Annotated in this window: 14 protein-coding genes; 3 read left to right on the forward strand and 11 right to left on the reverse strand. The window is 71.1% G+C overall.

Annotated elements, in window-relative coordinates; all coding sequences use genetic code 11:
• Nucleotides 1-12: 12 nt before the first annotated feature.
• Both K1J60_RS18715 and K1J60_RS18720 read left to right on the forward strand, forming a co-directional pair.
• Complete coding sequence (locus K1J60_RS18715; RefSeq protein WP_220647203.1) at nucleotides 13-519, forward strand: PH domain-containing protein; 507 nt, start codon at nucleotides 13-15, stop codon at nucleotides 517-519.
• Nucleotides 520-671: 152 nt separating this feature from the next.
• Nucleotides 672-1,997: a PH domain-containing protein gene (locus K1J60_RS18720; protein ID WP_220651538.1), complete on the forward strand. Its 1,326-nt coding sequence runs from the start codon at nucleotides 672-674 to the stop codon at nucleotides 1,995-1,997.
• A 125-nt stretch (nucleotides 1,998-2,122) separates the two neighbouring features.
• On the opposite strand, the gene K1J60_RS18725 is transcribed toward K1J60_RS18720, so the two are convergent.
• Both K1J60_RS18725 and K1J60_RS18730 read right to left on the reverse strand, forming a co-directional pair.
• Nucleotides 2,123-3,913, reverse strand: a complete 1,791-nt coding sequence (locus K1J60_RS18725) for a hypothetical protein (protein ID WP_398683251.1) — start codon at nucleotides 3,911-3,913, stop codon at nucleotides 2,123-2,125.
• A gap of 399 nt (nucleotides 3,914-4,312) precedes the next feature.
• Nucleotides 4,313-5,437: an alpha/beta hydrolase gene (locus K1J60_RS18730; protein ID WP_220647204.1), complete on the reverse strand. Its 1,125-nt coding sequence runs from the start codon at nucleotides 5,435-5,437 to the stop codon at nucleotides 4,313-4,315.
• 193 nt (nucleotides 5,438-5,630) lie between these two features.
• On the opposite strand from K1J60_RS18730, the gene K1J60_RS18735 reads away from it, so the two are divergent.
• Nucleotides 5,631-7,505 carry a phosphatidylglycerol lysyltransferase domain-containing protein gene (locus K1J60_RS18735; RefSeq protein WP_220647205.1) on the forward strand — a complete coding sequence of 625 codons (1,875 nt, stop codon included), beginning with the start codon at nucleotides 5,631-5,633 and terminating at the stop codon, nucleotides 7,503-7,505.
• A 49-nt stretch (nucleotides 7,506-7,554) separates the two neighbouring features.
• Here K1J60_RS18735 and K1J60_RS18740 read toward each other — a convergent pair whose 3' ends face one another.
• The 9 genes from K1J60_RS18740 to tilS all read right to left on the reverse strand — a co-directional run bounded on the left by K1J60_RS18740 (nucleotide 7,555) and on the right by tilS (nucleotide 15,668).
• Nucleotides 7,555-8,040: a DUF3180 domain-containing protein gene (locus K1J60_RS18740; protein ID WP_220647206.1), complete on the reverse strand. Its 486-nt coding sequence runs from the start codon at nucleotides 8,038-8,040 to the stop codon at nucleotides 7,555-7,557.
• A 121-nt stretch (nucleotides 8,041-8,161) separates the two neighbouring features.
• Nucleotides 8,162-8,773, reverse strand: a complete 612-nt coding sequence (gene folK / locus K1J60_RS18745) for a 2-amino-4-hydroxy-6-hydroxymethyldihydropteridine diphosphokinase (protein ID WP_220647207.1) — start codon at nucleotides 8,771-8,773, stop codon at nucleotides 8,162-8,164.
• The gene (gene folB, locus K1J60_RS18750) at nucleotides 8,770-9,129 is read right to left on the reverse strand and encodes a dihydroneopterin aldolase (protein ID WP_220647208.1); all 360 of its coding nucleotides are present in this window, start codon (nucleotides 9,127-9,129) and stop codon (nucleotides 8,770-8,772) included. The genes folK and folB overlap by 4 nt, the downstream gene beginning before the upstream one ends.
• Before the next feature lie 292 nt (nucleotides 9,130-9,421).
• Entirely contained in the window at nucleotides 9,422-9,925 is a 504-nt protein-coding gene (locus K1J60_RS18755; RefSeq protein WP_220647209.1) for a nuclear transport factor 2 family protein, read from the reverse strand.
• Complete coding sequence (folP, locus tag K1J60_RS18760; RefSeq protein ID WP_220647210.1) at nucleotides 9,922-10,788, reverse strand: dihydropteroate synthase; 867 nt, start codon at nucleotides 10,786-10,788, stop codon at nucleotides 9,922-9,924. The genes K1J60_RS18755 and folP overlap by 4 nt, the downstream gene beginning before the upstream one ends.
• Before the next feature lie 59 nt (nucleotides 10,789-10,847).
• Nucleotides 10,848-11,453 carry a GTP cyclohydrolase I FolE gene (gene folE / locus K1J60_RS18765; RefSeq protein ID WP_033524700.1) on the reverse strand — a complete coding sequence of 202 codons (606 nt, stop codon included), beginning with the start codon at nucleotides 11,451-11,453 and terminating at the stop codon, nucleotides 10,848-10,850.
• Nucleotides 11,454-11,655: 202 nt separating this feature from the next.
• Nucleotides 11,656-13,671, reverse strand: coding sequence for an ATP-dependent zinc metalloprotease FtsH (ftsH, locus tag K1J60_RS18770; protein WP_220647211.1), 2,016 nt, complete (start codon nucleotides 13,669-13,671; stop codon nucleotides 11,656-11,658).
• Between the two features lie 179 nt (nucleotides 13,672-13,850).
• The gene (gene hpt / locus K1J60_RS18775) at nucleotides 13,851-14,411 is read right to left on the reverse strand and encodes a hypoxanthine phosphoribosyltransferase (protein WP_033524698.1); all 561 of its coding nucleotides are present in this window, start codon (nucleotides 14,409-14,411) and stop codon (nucleotides 13,851-13,853) included.
• A 90-nt stretch (nucleotides 14,412-14,501) separates the two neighbouring features.
• Nucleotides 14,502-15,668 (reverse strand): tRNA lysidine(34) synthetase TilS, encoded by a 1,167-nt coding sequence (gene tilS, locus K1J60_RS18780; RefSeq protein WP_220647212.1) that lies wholly within the window; start codon nucleotides 15,666-15,668, stop codon nucleotides 14,502-14,504.
• Between the last annotated feature and the right edge of the window lie 96 nt (nucleotides 15,669-15,764).

A 15,764-nucleotide genomic window follows, 5' to 3' on the forward strand; every position in this document is an offset into this window, starting at 1 on the left:
TACGCTGGCGGAATGGAGACGGGGACCTTGGAGGACGGCGCCGAGCGCGCGGAGGACGAGCCGGTCTGGACGGGACTGCCGCCCGGGCTGCTGCGGATGAGGCGGCTGTTGCTGGTGGTGTGGCTGGTGCCGATCACCGTCGGTACGGCCGTCCTGCTGGGCTGGCTGGCGGGGCCGCCCTGGGCGGCGTTCGCGCTCCTGCCCCTGGGACTGCTGCTCTGGGGGTGGCCGATGCTGGGCCGCAACTGGCGGTCGTGGCGGTACGCCGAACGGGCCGACGACCTGTTGATCAGCCGGGGTGTGCTCTGGCGCGAGGAGACCGTCGTGCCGTACGGGCGCATGCAGCTGGTCGAGGTGACCTCCGGTCCCGTCGAGCGGCACTTCAACCTGGCGAGTGTGCAGCTGCACACGGCCGCGGCCGCCACGGACGCCCGTATCCCGGGCCTCGACCCGGCCGAGGCCGAACGTCTGCGCGACCACCTCACCCAGCTGGGCGAGGCCCGATCGGCAGGGCTGTGACGGTGACGGCACAGGACGCGGACGGCGCGCTGGGGGACGGCACGGTACCGGCGGACGGCACGGTGGGGGACGAGATCGGACGGACGGACGGCGTGGCGGGGGCGGAGGCCGTACGGAGGGACGGAGCAGCAGGGGCGGCAGGGGCGGAGACCATACCGGCGGACGGCGCCGCGGGGGCGGAGAAACCGGTCGTCGAGCATCGGCTGCATCCGGTGACGCCGTTGCGGCGCGCCTGGGCACCGGTGGCGGTGCTGATCGGGTGGGGGGTGCACGATCCGGACGGCGCGCAGCGGCAGCTGATGCGGCTCGACACGACGACCCTGCTGATCGGGCTCGCGGTGTTCGTTCCGGCCGCCGCCCTCTACGGCTTCCTGACCTGGTGGTTCACCCACTTCGCGGTGACCGACAGCGAACTGCGCATCCGTACCGGACTGGTGTTCCGCCGCACCGCCCACATCCGTCTCGAACGCATTCAGGCCATCGACGTCACCCGCCCGCTGCTGGCCAGGATCGCGGGCGTCGCCAAACTCAAACTCGACGTCGTCGGCACCGACAAGAAGGACGAGCTGGCCTATCTCGGCGAGGCGCACGCCGGCGCCCTGCGGGCCGAACTCCTGGCCCGCGCGGCCGGTTTCGCGCCGGACACCGCGCACGAGGTCGGCGAGGCGCCCGTACGGCAGTTGCTGAGGGTGCCGGCGGGCGTGCTGGCCATGTCCCTCGTCCTGACCGGCGCGACCTGGTGGACCCTCGTGGCCGCGGTCGTCGTGCCGTCCGTGCTGTGGTTCGCCACGGAGAGCGTGTGGACCGTCCTCGCGACCGCGCTGCCGCTGCTCGGCGCGGCCGGGGCGAGCAGCGTGGGGCGGTTCGTCGGGGAGTACGACTGGACGGTCGGCGACTCCCCCGACGGGCTCCGCATCGACCACGGACTCCTCGACCGGTCCCACGAGACGGTCCCGCCCGGCCGCGTGCAGACCGTGCGCGTCGTCGAACCGCTGCTGTGGCGGCGCCGCGGGTGGGTCCGGGTCGAGCTGGACGTGGCGGGCTCGACCAACTCCGTTCTCCTGCCCGTCGCGCCGCGTGCGGTGGCCGAGTCGGTCATCGCGCGGGTGCTGCCGGGGGTGAGCGTGCCGGACGCGACGGCCCTCGAACGGCCGCCGGGGCGGGCGCGGTGGTGCGTGCCGTGGTGGTGGCGGGGGTACGGGCTGGCCGTCAGCGACACGGTCTTCGCGGCCCGGCACGGGCTGCTGCGGCGCCGGCTCGACCTCGTACCGCATGCGAAGGTGCAGAGCGTACGGCTGTCGCAGGGGCCCTGGAAGCGGTACAAGGGGCTCGCCGACGTCCACGTCGACACCGGCGCCAACAAGACCGTGACGGCGCGACTGCGCGACGCGGGCGAGGCGGCGGACCTGCTGCGGGCCCAGGCGGAACGGTCACGGACGGGACGGCGGGAGGCGCTGCCCGACCGGTGGATGGTGTAGGGCGCGCGGGTCCGTTGCGCCACCGGGGCTCGCCGGGTGGCGGCACGGTCGCCCGGGCCGCCCGCCGGGAGAGGTCGGGCGGCCGAAGGGACGGCACGAGGCCCGCGGTCGGGGCGGGCCGGTGACTAGGACGCCGCCGTGCGGAGGCCCTGTACGTCGATCTGTTCTGTTTCGTCGTACGCGGTGAGGTCGATGACCTGGCCGATCCCTCGGGAGGCCTCGTCGACGCGCTTGAACTGGGCCTCGGACTCGGCCTTGTGGAGCGCGAGGGCCTCCTGACCGACCACGTCGGCGAGGTCCTCGTTCTGCACGGCCTCCAGGGCGTCCGCCGCCTTCTGCGTACCGAAGAAGTCGAACCCTCCCTCCACGGCCGTCCGCCGCTGCGGCGCCGCCGGAACGACCGCCACGGCGGTGGGCACCGTGAAGTGACCGGCCGACGGAAGGGCGGCCGGCGCCGCCGGAGCCGGCTCGGCCTGCTGTCCCTGCCCCGCACGCCCCGCGGGCTCCACGCGGGTCAACTCCCCCACCCCCGTGGACCTGACCGGTGCGGCCACCACGGGGACGGGGCCACCGGCCGCGCGCTCATGCCCCCGGGCCGCCGCCGACCTCCCCACCGCGTCGCCCTCCTCGGCGGTGAGCACCGGAACCGGCTCCTCCTCCGCCTCGGCGGAACGTCCTTGCCGAGTGCCCCCGTCCGTCGGCCCGTCCGGGTCACCCTTGGGAGAAGGGCCCTTCGGGGAATCACCCTTCGATCCCTCGCCCTCGTCCTTGGCCGTCGCACCGGCGGACTCGGCAGACTGAGTGGGCTCGGAGGATTCGGAGGACTCGGCAGACTGAGTGGGCTCGGTGGACTCGGCCGACGTCGGACCGTCGACAGGCGCCTCCACCGACTCATCCACCGACCCGCCCGCCGACTCATCGACGGACTCATCGACCTGCTGGTCCGCGGAGCCACCGAGGGACTCATCAGCACCCGCATCAGCAGAAGCGGAGCCCTCGGACTCGGAGCCCTCGGGCTCGAGGTCCTCGGACGTGCTCTCCTCCACGGCCCCGGCCGCTACGGGCTCGGCGTCGCCCTCGTCGTCCGCCTCGCCCTTCTCGCTCGGCACCGAGCCCCGCTGGGTGATGATCCGGTCCAACGCAGAGTTCGCACGCAGGAAGAGCGACGAACCGGCCGGCGAGAACACCGAGAGGACCGACTTCTCCGCCTCCGCATCCGCACCCGAGCCGGCACCGCCACCGGCACCCGCCTCGCCCGTCGTCCCCTGCTCCGCCACCCTCGCCGCCGCGGCCTTGGACGCCGTCTCCCACGAGGCCCAGGGCGCCCCCGGCGAGGGAGCCCCCTGGGGCGGCACCGTCGAGGTCCGGGACGCCGCCGTGGTCTTGTCGCCGTCACCGTCACCGTCGCCGTCGCCCGCGTCCGCACCGGACGTCGGCAACGCCCGCGCGTCCTCGGGGACGGTCGCCTCGATCTCCAGCAGGCGGCGGCCCTCCAGGGCGCTGGCCCGCTCGGTCTCGGCGGTGGCATAACGCCGCAGCAGCGCCGCGTGCTCGTTGCGGAGGTTGGCCAGTTCGGTGCGCTTGGCGCGGAGCTTGTGCTCCAGCTTGGTGCGCAGCTCACGGGACTCGTCGAGGTCGGTCTCCAGTTCGGCGACCTTCTCCTCGTGACGCCACTCGTCGCTCGCCCGCGCGCGCGTGAGGTCGGCGACGCGTTTGCCCGCCTCGACGTCCCAACGGCGCATGACCGCCGCGCCCACCGCTGCCGTCGCCGCGGCGACGGCGGCGGTGACCCGGAGCACCGCCGGCTCGGAGAACATCCATGGCCCAAGGGCGCAGACGAGCGAGACGCCTGCGATCGCCGTGGGGGGCAGCAGCCTGTGCAGAGGCGGTGAATGGCGGTGACGTCCACGTGGCATGGCCAGAAACTTACCGCGCGTAGGCGAATGATGGTGCCCCGGGCCGCAAAAACTCAGCCGCCCCTCTCACCTCTCACAAGCCTTCACAAGCTTCCTCCCCGCCGGTGCGCCAATGCGCTCACCGGCGGCTCCTCCACTGGATCAACCCCATTGAATCCGGATACACCTTGGCCGCATCCGCCCCTTTCCCCGCCGGTGAATTCGACGAATTGCCGAACCCGCCGCCGAACCGTTACCGAAGTCGTCGCCGCCCCGTCGCCGGACCGTGACCGACCCGCTCTTCACGACGCCGCACCGCCCGTCATCGGCCACCCTCACCGACCTCCTCACCGACCTCCTCACCGACCTCCTCACCGACCCCTTCATCGCCCCCTTCATCGATGGCTTCACCGGCCGACTTCACCGGTCGCTCAACCGCCCGCTGATCCACTGCAACGTCGCCGGGATCTCCCGGCGCCACGTGTTGAAGTTGTGCCCGCCGCTGTCGAGGATGATCGACGAGATCCGCGTCGGCCGCATCTCCTTCACCTGTTCGATGAACTTCAGCGTGGCCTTGTAGTTGGTCTCCCCCTGTTTGCTGCTGGTGACCAGCAGAGAGGTGTCCGGCGCCGGACGGTGCCTCAGATACCAGAACAGGTCCGCCTCGTTCCGCAGCGTCTTGTTCCCTTGGAAGAGATCACCGGTCGTCGGGTCGATCGGCGCCTTGTAGTACGGCGAGAGACCCGCGCCGGCGGCGAACACCCGAGGGTGATGCATGGCGAGTTTCAGCGCGCAGTAGCCACCGGTCGAGTCGCCGATGACACCCCAACTGCCGGGCTTCTTCCCGACCCTGTAGTGATGGCCCACGGCGTCCGGCAGATCCCTGGCGAAGAACGTCTCGGTCTGCGGCCCGCCCGGGACGTCCACGCACTCGGTGTCGCGCGGCGGCGCCACGGTCGGCCGCATCATGACCAGGATCATGGGCTGCGCCTTCCCGTCCCGGGCCAACGCGTGGGCCGTCTGCGGAAAGTGGAGACCCTTGATGAGCGCCTCGGCGGTGCCCGGGTAGCCGGTGAGGACGACCGCGGCGGGGAAGCTGCGGGTGCGGTACCGGGGCTGGAAGTACTCCGGCGGCAGATACACGTACGCCGGGCTCGCGATCCGGCTCGTACGGCCGACGATCTCGACCTTCTGGATCTGGCCGCCGACCGTGGGACGACCGCCGCCGGCCACGTTCACCTGCCGGGTGTCGACGACCCGCAACGGCCCCCCGGTCTCGGCCCCGTCATGGTCGACGACCACGCCCTGCCCGGTCTCCCTGCCGAGCAGGTCGGCCCAGCTGGCGTAGAACCCGAAGGCCTGGTTGGCGGCGAGGCCGACCGACACGAAGACGGCGACCTGCGTGGCCAGCAGTACGACGATCCGACCGCCGACCGCCTTCCATCCGCGCCGGGCCAACCGCGGCCACAGCCACACCGTGCCGATGAACAGCAGCACGGCGGACAGCACCGCCAAGGCCAGCACCTTGTTGCTCGTAAGACCCATCGGGTTGTCCCCCGCCGACCTTTCTTTCCTTGTCTTTCCCTGCCCTTTGGTTCAGCTTTCCGATGGAGAGTGAACCTCCCCCGCCAAGGCACCGTCCTAGAGGGCGCAATGTCGCCGGATGCCGGAAAAGGCACCGGATCCAAGCTCTCTCGCGGAACTACGGGATGCGATGTCTGTCAGGACAGATGGGGAAATGTCGGGTGGGGTTCCGGTCCGGTCGGACCGACTCGCGCCGAGCGCCGACCGACAGCTGAAAAGCACGCGCCGGGGCGCGGTGCATGGCGCACTGCGCGGCGCGCTGCGCGGCCCGCGCCCCGAGGCCGTACCCGCCCTGGTCGCCAGGGCCTGCACACTCGTCGGGCTCGTGGACATCGCCGCGGGGGTGTTCCCCCGCTTCCGCAACAGCCGTATGCACGCGCTGGCCGAGGTGCTCCCGGGTGCGCTCGGCCCGTTCGCGGCGGCCCTCTCCCTGAGCGTCGGCGTCCTGCTGCTGCTCCTCGCCCACGGTCTGCGCCGGCGCAAGCGGCGGGCCTGGCGGGCGGCCGTGGTCCTGCTCCCGGCCGGGGCGATCGCCCAGTTCACCTACCGTCACTCGCTCGTCGGCGTGCTCGTCTCGCTCGCGCTGCTCATCCCGCTGCTGCGGCACCGCGACGAGTTCCGCGCCCTGCCCGACCCCACCAGCCGCTGGCGGGCACTGACCAACTTCGTGCTGATGGGCGCCGGTTCGATCGTCCTCGGGCTGATCGTCGTGAGCGCCCACCCCGGACGCATGGTCGGCGACCCGAGCCTCGCCGACCGGCTCGAGCACGTCATCTACGGCTTGTTCGGCTTCGAGGGTCCGGTCGACTACGCCGACACCACGTCCTGGACAGTGGCCTTCTCCCTCGGCGCCCTCGGTCTGCTGACCGCCATCACCACCATCTACCTGGCCTTCCGCCCCGAACACCCGGCGGCCCGCCTCACCGACGACGACGAGATACACCTGCGCGCCCTGCTCGACAAGCACGGCGGCCGCGACTCGCTCGGCCACTTCGCGCTCCGCCGCGACAAGGCGGTCGTCTTCTCCCCGAGCGGCAAGGCGGCGGTGACGTACCGCGTCGTCTCCGGGGTGATGCTCGCCAGCGGCGACCCGATCGGCGACGTCGAGGCCTGGCCCGGCGCGATCGAACGCTTCATGGACGAGGCGAAGGCGCACTCCTGGACCCCGGCCGTCATGGGCTGCTCGGAGACCGGCGCGGAGGTCTGGACCCGGGAGACCGGCCTGGACGCTCTCGAACTGGGCGACGAGGCGGTGGTGGACGTCGCGGATTTCTCCCTCACCGGACGTGCGATGCGCAACGTGCGTCAAATGGTGAAGCGCATCGAGCGCCTCGGTTACGAGACCCGGGTACGGCGCGTCCGTGACCTCGGTGAGGCCGAGCTGGACCGGATCCGCCGGGCCGCCGAGGACTGGCGCGGCACCGACACCGAGCGTGGCTTCTCCATGGCGCTCGGCCGCGTCGGCGACCCGGCCGACGGGGACTGCCTCATCGCCACCGCGCACAAGGCCGACGAACTCCCCGGCCCGTACGGCGATCTCAAGGCCGTACTGCACTTCGTGCCCTGGGGTCCGGACGGCGCCTCCCTGGACCTGATGCGCCGCGACCGCTCCGCCGATCCCGGCATGAACGAACTCCTCATCGTGGCGGCCCTCCAGGCGGCCCCCCGCCTGGGCGTCCGGCAGGTCTCCCTGAACTTCGCGATGTTCCGCTCGGCCCTGGCCCGCGGCGAGAAGATCGGCGCGGGCCCGGTCCTGCGTGCCTGGCGCGGCCTGCTGGTCTTCCTCTCCCGCTGGTTCCAGATCGAGTCGCTCTACAAGTTCAACGCCAAGTTCCGCCCCCGCTGGGAACCCCGCTTCGTCGTCTACGCCGCCTCCCGCGACCTCCCCCGCATCGGCCTGGCCGCCATGCAGGCCGAGGGCTTCGTGAATCTCGCCCTGCCCCGCCTGCTGCGCCGCCGCACGAAGACTCCGGCCCCCTGTGCCCACGCGGTGCGCTCCACGGAACACCCGGCGCGCGGCGCCGCGTGAAGGGTGCGGCCCGCCCGCGGCAGGTCGCACCACCCGCACCCGCGCGGCGCTACACCGCCCGCGCGGCCCCGCCATTGGTGTCGTCGTCCTCCGGGAGTTTGCAGACGCGCTCCAGGAAGAAGGCGGCCACTATGACGCCGATGCCCGCGAGGACGGAGAAGCCGGCGTAGATGGCCTGGTCACGACGGGCCGGGACCTCCAGGTACTCCAGGAGGAAGACGCCGACGCCGCCGTACATCCCGGCGACGAGGGCCGCGACGAGGGCGCTGGCCTGGCCGAAGACGACCGCGCGGGCCGCCATCAGGGGGTCGACGCCCTTGGCCTCGGGCCGGCGCTCCCGCTGGGCCTTGAGCCGGCTGCGCAGGGACAGCGCGGTGGCCGTCAGGACGGCCGCGATCAGGGCGAGCACGATGGGGGCGGCCAGCGGGACGCTCGGCAGGGTGTCCACCGAGTTCCACAGCCGGGCGCCGGCCCAGGACAGCACCCCCGCCACCACGAACACCGCGGCCAGCGTCCTGATGCGCAGCTCTTTCACGATGCCCCTTCGACGAGCCCGATGGTCCACGGACGCCGGGCCCCACGGCGCCGGGTGGTCGGCCCGGCCGGTGGTCCCGACGGTGCGTCGGGGATGGTCCCGACCCGGTAGACCTTAACGACTACTCGGGCAGGTGGAGTTCCAGGTCGGCGCGGGGCGACACACCTTCACGGGTGATGCCGTCGAGGAGCAGGGCGACCGGACCGCGGCCGACGAGCTGGGCCTCCGGCTCCACGTCGTGCCACGGCGCGAGGACGAAGGCCCTCTCGTGCGCCCGCGGGTGCGGCAGGGTCAGTACCGGGTCGTCGGAGACGACGTCCGCGTACGACACGATGTCGACGTCCAATGTGCGCGGGCCCCAACGCTCGTCCCGCACCCGGTGGAAGGCCTCCTCCACCGCCTGGGCCCGCTCCAGCAGCGAGGAGGGCGGCAGGGTGGTCTTCAGAACCACCACCGCGTTGAAGTACGAGGGCTGGCTGCCCGGGGCCACACCCCACGGCTCGGTCTCGTACACCGGAGACACGGCCTTGACGCGGACACCCGGAGTGTCCTCCAGGGCGTCGACGGCGCCCTGGAGGTTCTCCAGCCGGTTGCCCAGGTTCGAGCCGATGGAGATCACGGCCCGGCGGGGGTTGTGCAGGGTCGTGTCGGCCTCGTCCACCTTCTGCACGACGGAGGCCGGCACCGGCTGTACGGTCGGGTCGCTCTGACCCTCGGTGAAGAACGCGGTCATACTCGGCTCCGGGTGATGGTGACGGTCGTGTCGTCGAAGGGGACCGTGATCGGCGCGTTCGGCTTGTGGACGGTGACCTCGACCTCCTGGACCACCTCGTGCCGCAGACACGCCTGGGCGATGCGCTCGGCGAGCGTCTCGATGAGGTTCACCGGCTCGCCCGCGACGATGGCGACGACCTCCTCCGCCACGATCCCGTAGTGCACGGTCTTCGCCAGGTCGTCGTCGGCCGCGGCCGGCCGGGTGTCCAGCCCGAGCGTGAGGTCCACGACGAAGGTCTGGCCCTCCTCGCGTTCACCCGGGAACACCCCGTGGTACCCACGGGCCCTGAGGCCGCGCAGCGCGACACGATCCACGCGAATCACTCCTGCAGTCGTCGGGAACGGCCGATGTCCTCCGTGTCGTCCGAGCACGGTCGGCACACCGGCCACCTTCGAATCTACCTGCGGGCACTGACAGCGCTCACCCCCGGAAGGCCCGATTCCACTTCCATACGGACAGGGTTCATCGAGCGTTTCCCAGGGAACGCCACGGCTCACGGGTCGGAAGCCGCCCCTACCCGCGCACCCGTGTTCCCAATCACCCCTTGGGCCTCACGGACCGCCGGCCCACTCAGGAAGGTGACTCCGCTCAGGAAGGCGGCTCCGCTCAGGAAGACGACTCCTCGCCCTCGTCGTCGTCGGATTCCGTCAGGACCGGGGAACCGTGGTGCGACCAGAGCTTCCAGCCGTCGGATGTGCGACGGAACACGTTCGTGGCGACCACCAGCTGCCCCACGAGCGGCCCCAGCTCGTCACTGCCGTCCGGCGCCGGACCCCCGCTGAGGATGTTCTCGGTGCAGCTGACGAGCGCGGTGTCGCCGGTGACCGACACATGCACGTCGGTGAGGAAGAACTGGATGTACTCCGTGTTCGCCATGATCAGCGCGTACGACCGCAGCACCTCGCCGCGCCCGGTGAGCACCGGCCAGCCGGGGTGGACGCAGGAGATCACGCCGGTCTCGGCGGGGTCGTGGTACTCCTCGTCCACGCCCACGTCGGCCGGGGCCAGCCAGAGCGAGGAGAGCGTCTCGAAGTCGCCCTGTTCCATGGCCTCGTAGAAGGCCCGGTTGGCGAGTTCGACCTGTTCGACGTCGGTGTGGGGAGCGCTCACCGCTCCCGGGCCCCTTCGATGGCGCGGGTCACACGGACCGCGTCGGCGGTGGCGCGGACCTCGTGCACGCGGACCGCCCAGGCGCCCTGCTGTGCGGCCAGGGCCGACACGGCGGCCGTGGCGGCGTCCCGTTCCCGTGCGGGCGGCGGGGCGCCCTCGGAGCCCGCCAGCACCCGGCCGAGGAACCGCTTGCGGGAGGCGGCGACCAGCAGGGGGTGACCGAGGCCGTGCAGCCGGTCGAGGTGCGCGAGGAGGGCGAGGTCGTGCTCGGCGTCCTTGGAGAAGCCCAGGCCCGGGTCGACGACGACCCGGTCTTCGGCGACACCGCCCGCCAGGACGGCCGCCACGCGCGCGTGGAGCTCCTCCAGCACCTCGGTGACGACGTCGTCGTAGACGCCCTTGACGTTGCCGCCCTCCAGGAAGCCGCGCCAGTGCATCACCACGAAGGGGGCGCCGGCGTCGGCGACCACCGGGATCATCGCGGGATCGGCCAGTCCGCCGCTGACGTCGTTGACGAGGGCGGCTCCGGCGGCGAGGGCCTGTTCGGCCACGGACGCGCGCATGGTGTCCACGGAGACGGTCACACCCTCGGAGGCCAGCCCCCGGACGACCGGGACGACTCTGCGCAGTTCCTCCGCCTCGTCGACACGGGCGGCACCGGGGCGGGTCGACTCACCGCCGACGTCCACCAGGTCCGCGCCCTCCCCGACCATGTCCAGGCCGTGCTTGACCGCCGCCGTGGTGTCGAAGAAACGGCCGCCGTCGGAGAAGGAGTCCGGGGTGACATTGACGACGCCCATGACCGCGCAACGGTCCCACCGGGGCAATCCGGCCACCCACCCACGCCGGTTCTGCTTGCTCATGCGTCAAGCCTAGGCCCCCGGCACCGGCCGCGTTCCGCCGCTCCCGACACCGGAGGAGGTCAGTGCGCCATGATGAGGCTCATCGCCTCGTTGCGGGTCGCCGCGTCCCTGAGCTGGCCCCGCACCGCCGACGTTATGGTCTTCGCGCCGGGCTTGCGGATGCCCCGCATCGACATGCACATGTGCTCGCACTCCACGACCACGATCACACCGCGCGGCTCCAGGATCTCCATCAGCGAATCGGCGATCTGCGTCGTCATCCGCTCCTGCACCTGCGGGCGCCTGGCGTAGACGTCCACGAGCCGCGCCAGCTTCGACAGACCGGTGATCTTGCCGCTGGTGGACGGGATGTATCCGACATGGGCGACGCCCCTGAACGGGACCAGGTGGTGTTCACAGGTGCTGTACACCTCGATGTCCTTCACCAGCACCATCTCGTCGTGACCGAGGTCGAACGTGGTGGTCAGCACATCCTCCGGCTGCTGCCACAGCCCCGCGAAGATCTCCTTGTACGCCCGCGCCACCCGCCCCGGCGTCTCCCGGAGCCCCTCTCGGTCGGGGTCCTCGCCGACGGCGATCAGCAGCTCCCGTACGGCGTTCTCGGCGCGCTTCTCGTCGAACTCGCCGATGGTGCCCTCGCCGTCCAGCGTCACGGGGTCGGTCATGTCGTGCCTCGCTCCTGAGCCTGTGACACGTGCGGATGACGCGTCTCGTCCTCGGCCTTCTTGCGGCCCTTTTTCGGCCATACGAAAATGCCGCGCCCCCCAGGCTAGAACCAGGGGGGCACGGCAATCATTCCGGGCCTGACGAGTCGGCCTGGGCCGGGAGCGGGCAGGCTCCCGGTGGCCGGTTCTCATCGGTGGGGCGTCAGCTCTCCGTGCTCTCCTCCGGGGTCGCCTCGGCGGGCGCCTTGGTGGTGATCGCCGGTGCCGCGCCGTTGGCGCCGTTCGTCAGTGCGAGCTCCTTCGGGGAGAGCACCGGCGGACGGGTGGACGGGGTGCGGCGGGAGGAACCGGTCCAGGCGGGCCGGGGCGGGCGCTTGACGATGGGGGCGAAGATCTCGGCGATCTCCTCCTTGCCCAGCGTCTCCTTCTCCAGCAGCTGAAGGACCAGGTTGTCGAGGACGTCGCGGTTCTCGACCAGGATCTCCCAGGCCTCGTTGTGCGCGTTCTCGATGAGCTTCTTGACTTCCTCGTCCACGAGCGCGGCGACCTCTTCCGAGTAGTCGCGCTGGTGAGCCATCTCACGTCCGAGGAACGGCTCCGTGTTGTCGCCGCCGAACTTGATGGCGCCGAGGCGCTCGGTCATGCCGTACTGCGTGACCATCGCGCGGGCCAGGTTGGTGGCCTTCTCGATGTCGTTCGCGGCGCCGGTGGTCGGGTCGTGGAAGACCAGTTCCTCGGCGGCGCGGCCACCCATCATGTACCCGAGCTGGTCGAGCATCTCGTTGCGGGTGGTCGAGTACTTGTCCTCGTCCGGCAGGACCATCGTGTAGCCGAGGGCACGGCCTCTCGACAGGATCGTGATCTTGTGGACCGGGTCGGAGTTCGGTGAGGCCGCCGCGACCAGGGCGTGTCCGCCCTCGTGGTACGCGGTGATCTTCTTCTCCTTGTCCGACATGATCCGGGTCCGCTTCTGCGGGCCCGCGACCACACGGTCGATCGCCTCGTCCAGCATGTGGTTGTCGATCAGCTTCCTGTCGCTGCGGGCCGTGAGGAGCGCGGCCTCGTTCAGGACGTTGGAGAGATCGGCACCCGTCATACCGGGGGTGCGGCGGGCGACGGCGCCGAGGTCGACGTCGGGCGCGACCGGCTTGCCCTTCTGGTGGACCTTCAGGATCTCCAGACGGCCCTGCATGTCCGGGCGGTCGACCGCGATCTGGCGGTCGAAGCGGCCGGGGCGCAGGAGGGCCGGGTCCAGGATGTCCGGGCGGTTGGTGGCGGCGATCAGGATGACGCCGCCCTTCACGTCGAAGCCGTCCATCTCGACGAGCAGCTGGTTGAGCGTCTGCTCGCGCTCGTCGTGACCGCCGCCGAGGCCGGCGCCGCGATGGCGGCCGACCGCGTCGATCTCGTCGACGAAGACGATCGCCGGGGCGTTCGCCTTGGCCTGCTCGAAGAGGTCACGGACCCGGGAGGCACCGACACCGACGAACATCTCGACGAAGTCGGATCCGGAGATCGAGTAGAAGGGGACGCCCGCCTCGCCGGCGACGGCGCGCGCGAGGAGCGTCTTGCCCGTACCGGGCGGGCCGTACAGCAGCACACCCTTGGGGATCTTGGCGCCGACGGCCTGGAACTTGGCCGGCTCCTGGAGGAACTCCTTGATCTCGTGGAGCTCCTCGACGGCCTCGTCCGCACCGGCGACGTCCGAGAACGTCGTCTTCGGGGTGTCCTTGGTGATGAGCTTGGCCTTGGACTTCCCGAAGTTCATGACTCGGGAGCCGCCACCCTGCATCTGATTCATCAGGAACAGGAAGACGACCACGATGAGGACGAAGGGGAGCAGGGACAGCAGGATTCCGACGAAAGCGTTCTGCTTGGTCGGGGAGACCGTGTAGCCGTCGGGAATCTGCTTGTTCTGGAACTTGTCCTGCAGGGTGTTGGCGAGGGTGACGCCCTGGTCGCCGATGTAGCTCGCCTGGATCTTCGAGCTGCCCTCGATCTTCTGGCCGTCCTTGAGCTGGACCTTGATGGTCGACTCTTCGCCGGTGGTCAGCTTGGCTTCTTTGACCTTGTTGTCATTGATCGCCTGGACCACCTGGCCGGTGTCCACCGTCTTGTAGCCGCCGGACGAGCCGACGACCTGCATCAACACGACCACGGCAAGGACGGCCAGCACGATCCACATGACTGGCCCACGGAAGTATCGCTTCACGTCCATCCATACGGAGCGGTGCCGCCCCGTCCCTCCTGCCATAGTGAGTTTGATAAAAGACTGTTCTTCGGACGGTACCCCAGCATTGTCACCCGAAGCCGCAGGGGACTGTCGGCGATACCGTCCTCGCATGGTCCAACGGCACGAAACCCGCTGGGGTTCCCGAGCGTCTTACGGGGGTTGGCTCAACCGCCGTAGACGTGGGGCGCGAGCGTACCGACGAACGGGAGATTGCGGTACTTCTCGGCGTAGTCGAGGCCGTAACCCACGACGAACTCGTTGGGGATGTCGAAGCCGACCCACTCCACGTCGATGGCGACCTTGGCGGCGTCGGGCTTGCGCAGCAGGGTGCAGATCTTCAGGGACTCGGGCTCGCGGGAGCCGAGGTTGGAGATCAGCCAGGACAGCGTGAGCCCCGAGTCGATGATGTCCTCGACGATCAGGACGTGCTTGCCCTTGATGTCGGTGTCGAGGTCCTTGAGGATCCGCACCACACCCGAGGACTGGGTGCCCGCGCCGTAGGAGGACACAGCCATCCAGTCCATGGTGACCGGGGTGGACAGGGCCCGGGCCAGGTCCGCCATGACCATCACCGCGCCCTTGAGGACACCGACGATCAGCAGGTCCTTGCCCGCGTACTCCGTGTCGATCTTCGCGGCCAGTTCGACCAGCTTCGCATCGATCTCTTCTTTGGTGATGAGCACCTCTTTGAGGTCGGTGCCCATGTCTTTCGCGTCCACCCGCATCACTTTCGGTCGTCCCAGGGCCGCTCCCGGACGCCCGCCTCCTGTGCGGGGGCTCGGGGCCCGCCCCGCGGGCCCCCTCGGCGTCCGGTTTCAGCCTTGCCGAATCACCAGTCTGCCACCCTGCCGCTGGGCGACGACCCGGCCGGGGAGATTGATGGCCCCCTGACCGCGCCAGCCGGTGATGAGACGGTCGATCTCCTCGATGTGCCGGGCGAAGAGGGAACCCGCCGGGGCACCGGCCTCGATGGCGGCCCGGCGCAGGATCCGACGGCGTACGGCGGGCGGCAGGGCGTAGAGCTTGGCGCACTCCAGCAGGCCCGCGGCGTCGCGGACGGAGGCCTCGGCCTGACGGGCCCAGGTGTCGAGGGCGTCGGCGTCGTCCCGGGAGAGCTGGGCCGTACGGGCGAGGGCCTCGACGACGCCCTTGCCCAGCGCCTTCTCCAGGGCGGGCAGGCCCTCGTGGCGGAGCCGGGAGCGGGTGTAGGCGGGGTCGGCGTTGTGCGGGTCGTCCCAGACGGGCAGCGACTGGACCATGCAGGCCTTGCGGGCGGTCTGCCGGTCGAGTTGGAGGAAGGGGCGCCGGTAGCGGCCGTCGGCCCCCGAGACCGCGGCCATTCCGGACAGGGAGCGGATGCCGGAGCCCCGCGCGAGCCCGAGGAGGACGGTCTCGGCCTGGTCGTCGCGGGTGTGGCCGAGGAGGACGGCGGTGGCGCCGTGGCGTTCCAGCGCGGCGTCCAGGGCGGCGTAGCGGGCGTCGCGGGCGGCGGCTTCGGGGCCGCCGCCGCGGCCGACGGTGACGGCGACGGACTCGACCGGGTCGAGGCCGAGTTCCCGCAGGCGCAGGGCGACTTCCTCGGCGCGCAGGTCGGAGCCGGGCTGCAGACCGTGGTCGACGGTGATGCCGCCGGCGCGGACGCCGAGCTTGGGCGCCTCGAAGGCGAGGGCGGACGCGAGCGCCATGGAGTCGGCGCCGCCGGAGCAGGCCACGAGCACGAGCGGGCGCTCGTGTGCGGCGGCCCCCGTGCGCGCGGCGCGCGGGCGCGCGGAACTGCCGCGCCTGACCTCGACGGGCACGGCCGCGGGGGGTACGGCCGTGGGGGGCGTGTGCACCGGTGGTGCGCCCGTGTCGGAGGGCGCGCCCGGGAGCGCGTGGGCGGGCGCGTGGAGGGTGGTGTTCGTGTGGTGTTCGGTGAGGAGGTCGTGGAGTACGCGGCGGACCGCCAGGCGTATCGCCGCGACCGCGGGGTGGGGACCCATGTCCGGTTCCCTTCATGAAATTGTCGGGGGGTGAGCCCGAGTTCGGTCACTCAGAGTGTGTAGATGGTGACAGAACCGGGCCCTTCCCCGAGCATT

The sequence above is a fragment of the Streptomyces akebiae genome (genome assembly GCF_019599145.1).
In the GTDB taxonomy this organism is placed as follows: domain Bacteria; phylum Actinomycetota; class Actinomycetes; order Streptomycetales; family Streptomycetaceae; genus Streptomyces; species Streptomyces akebiae.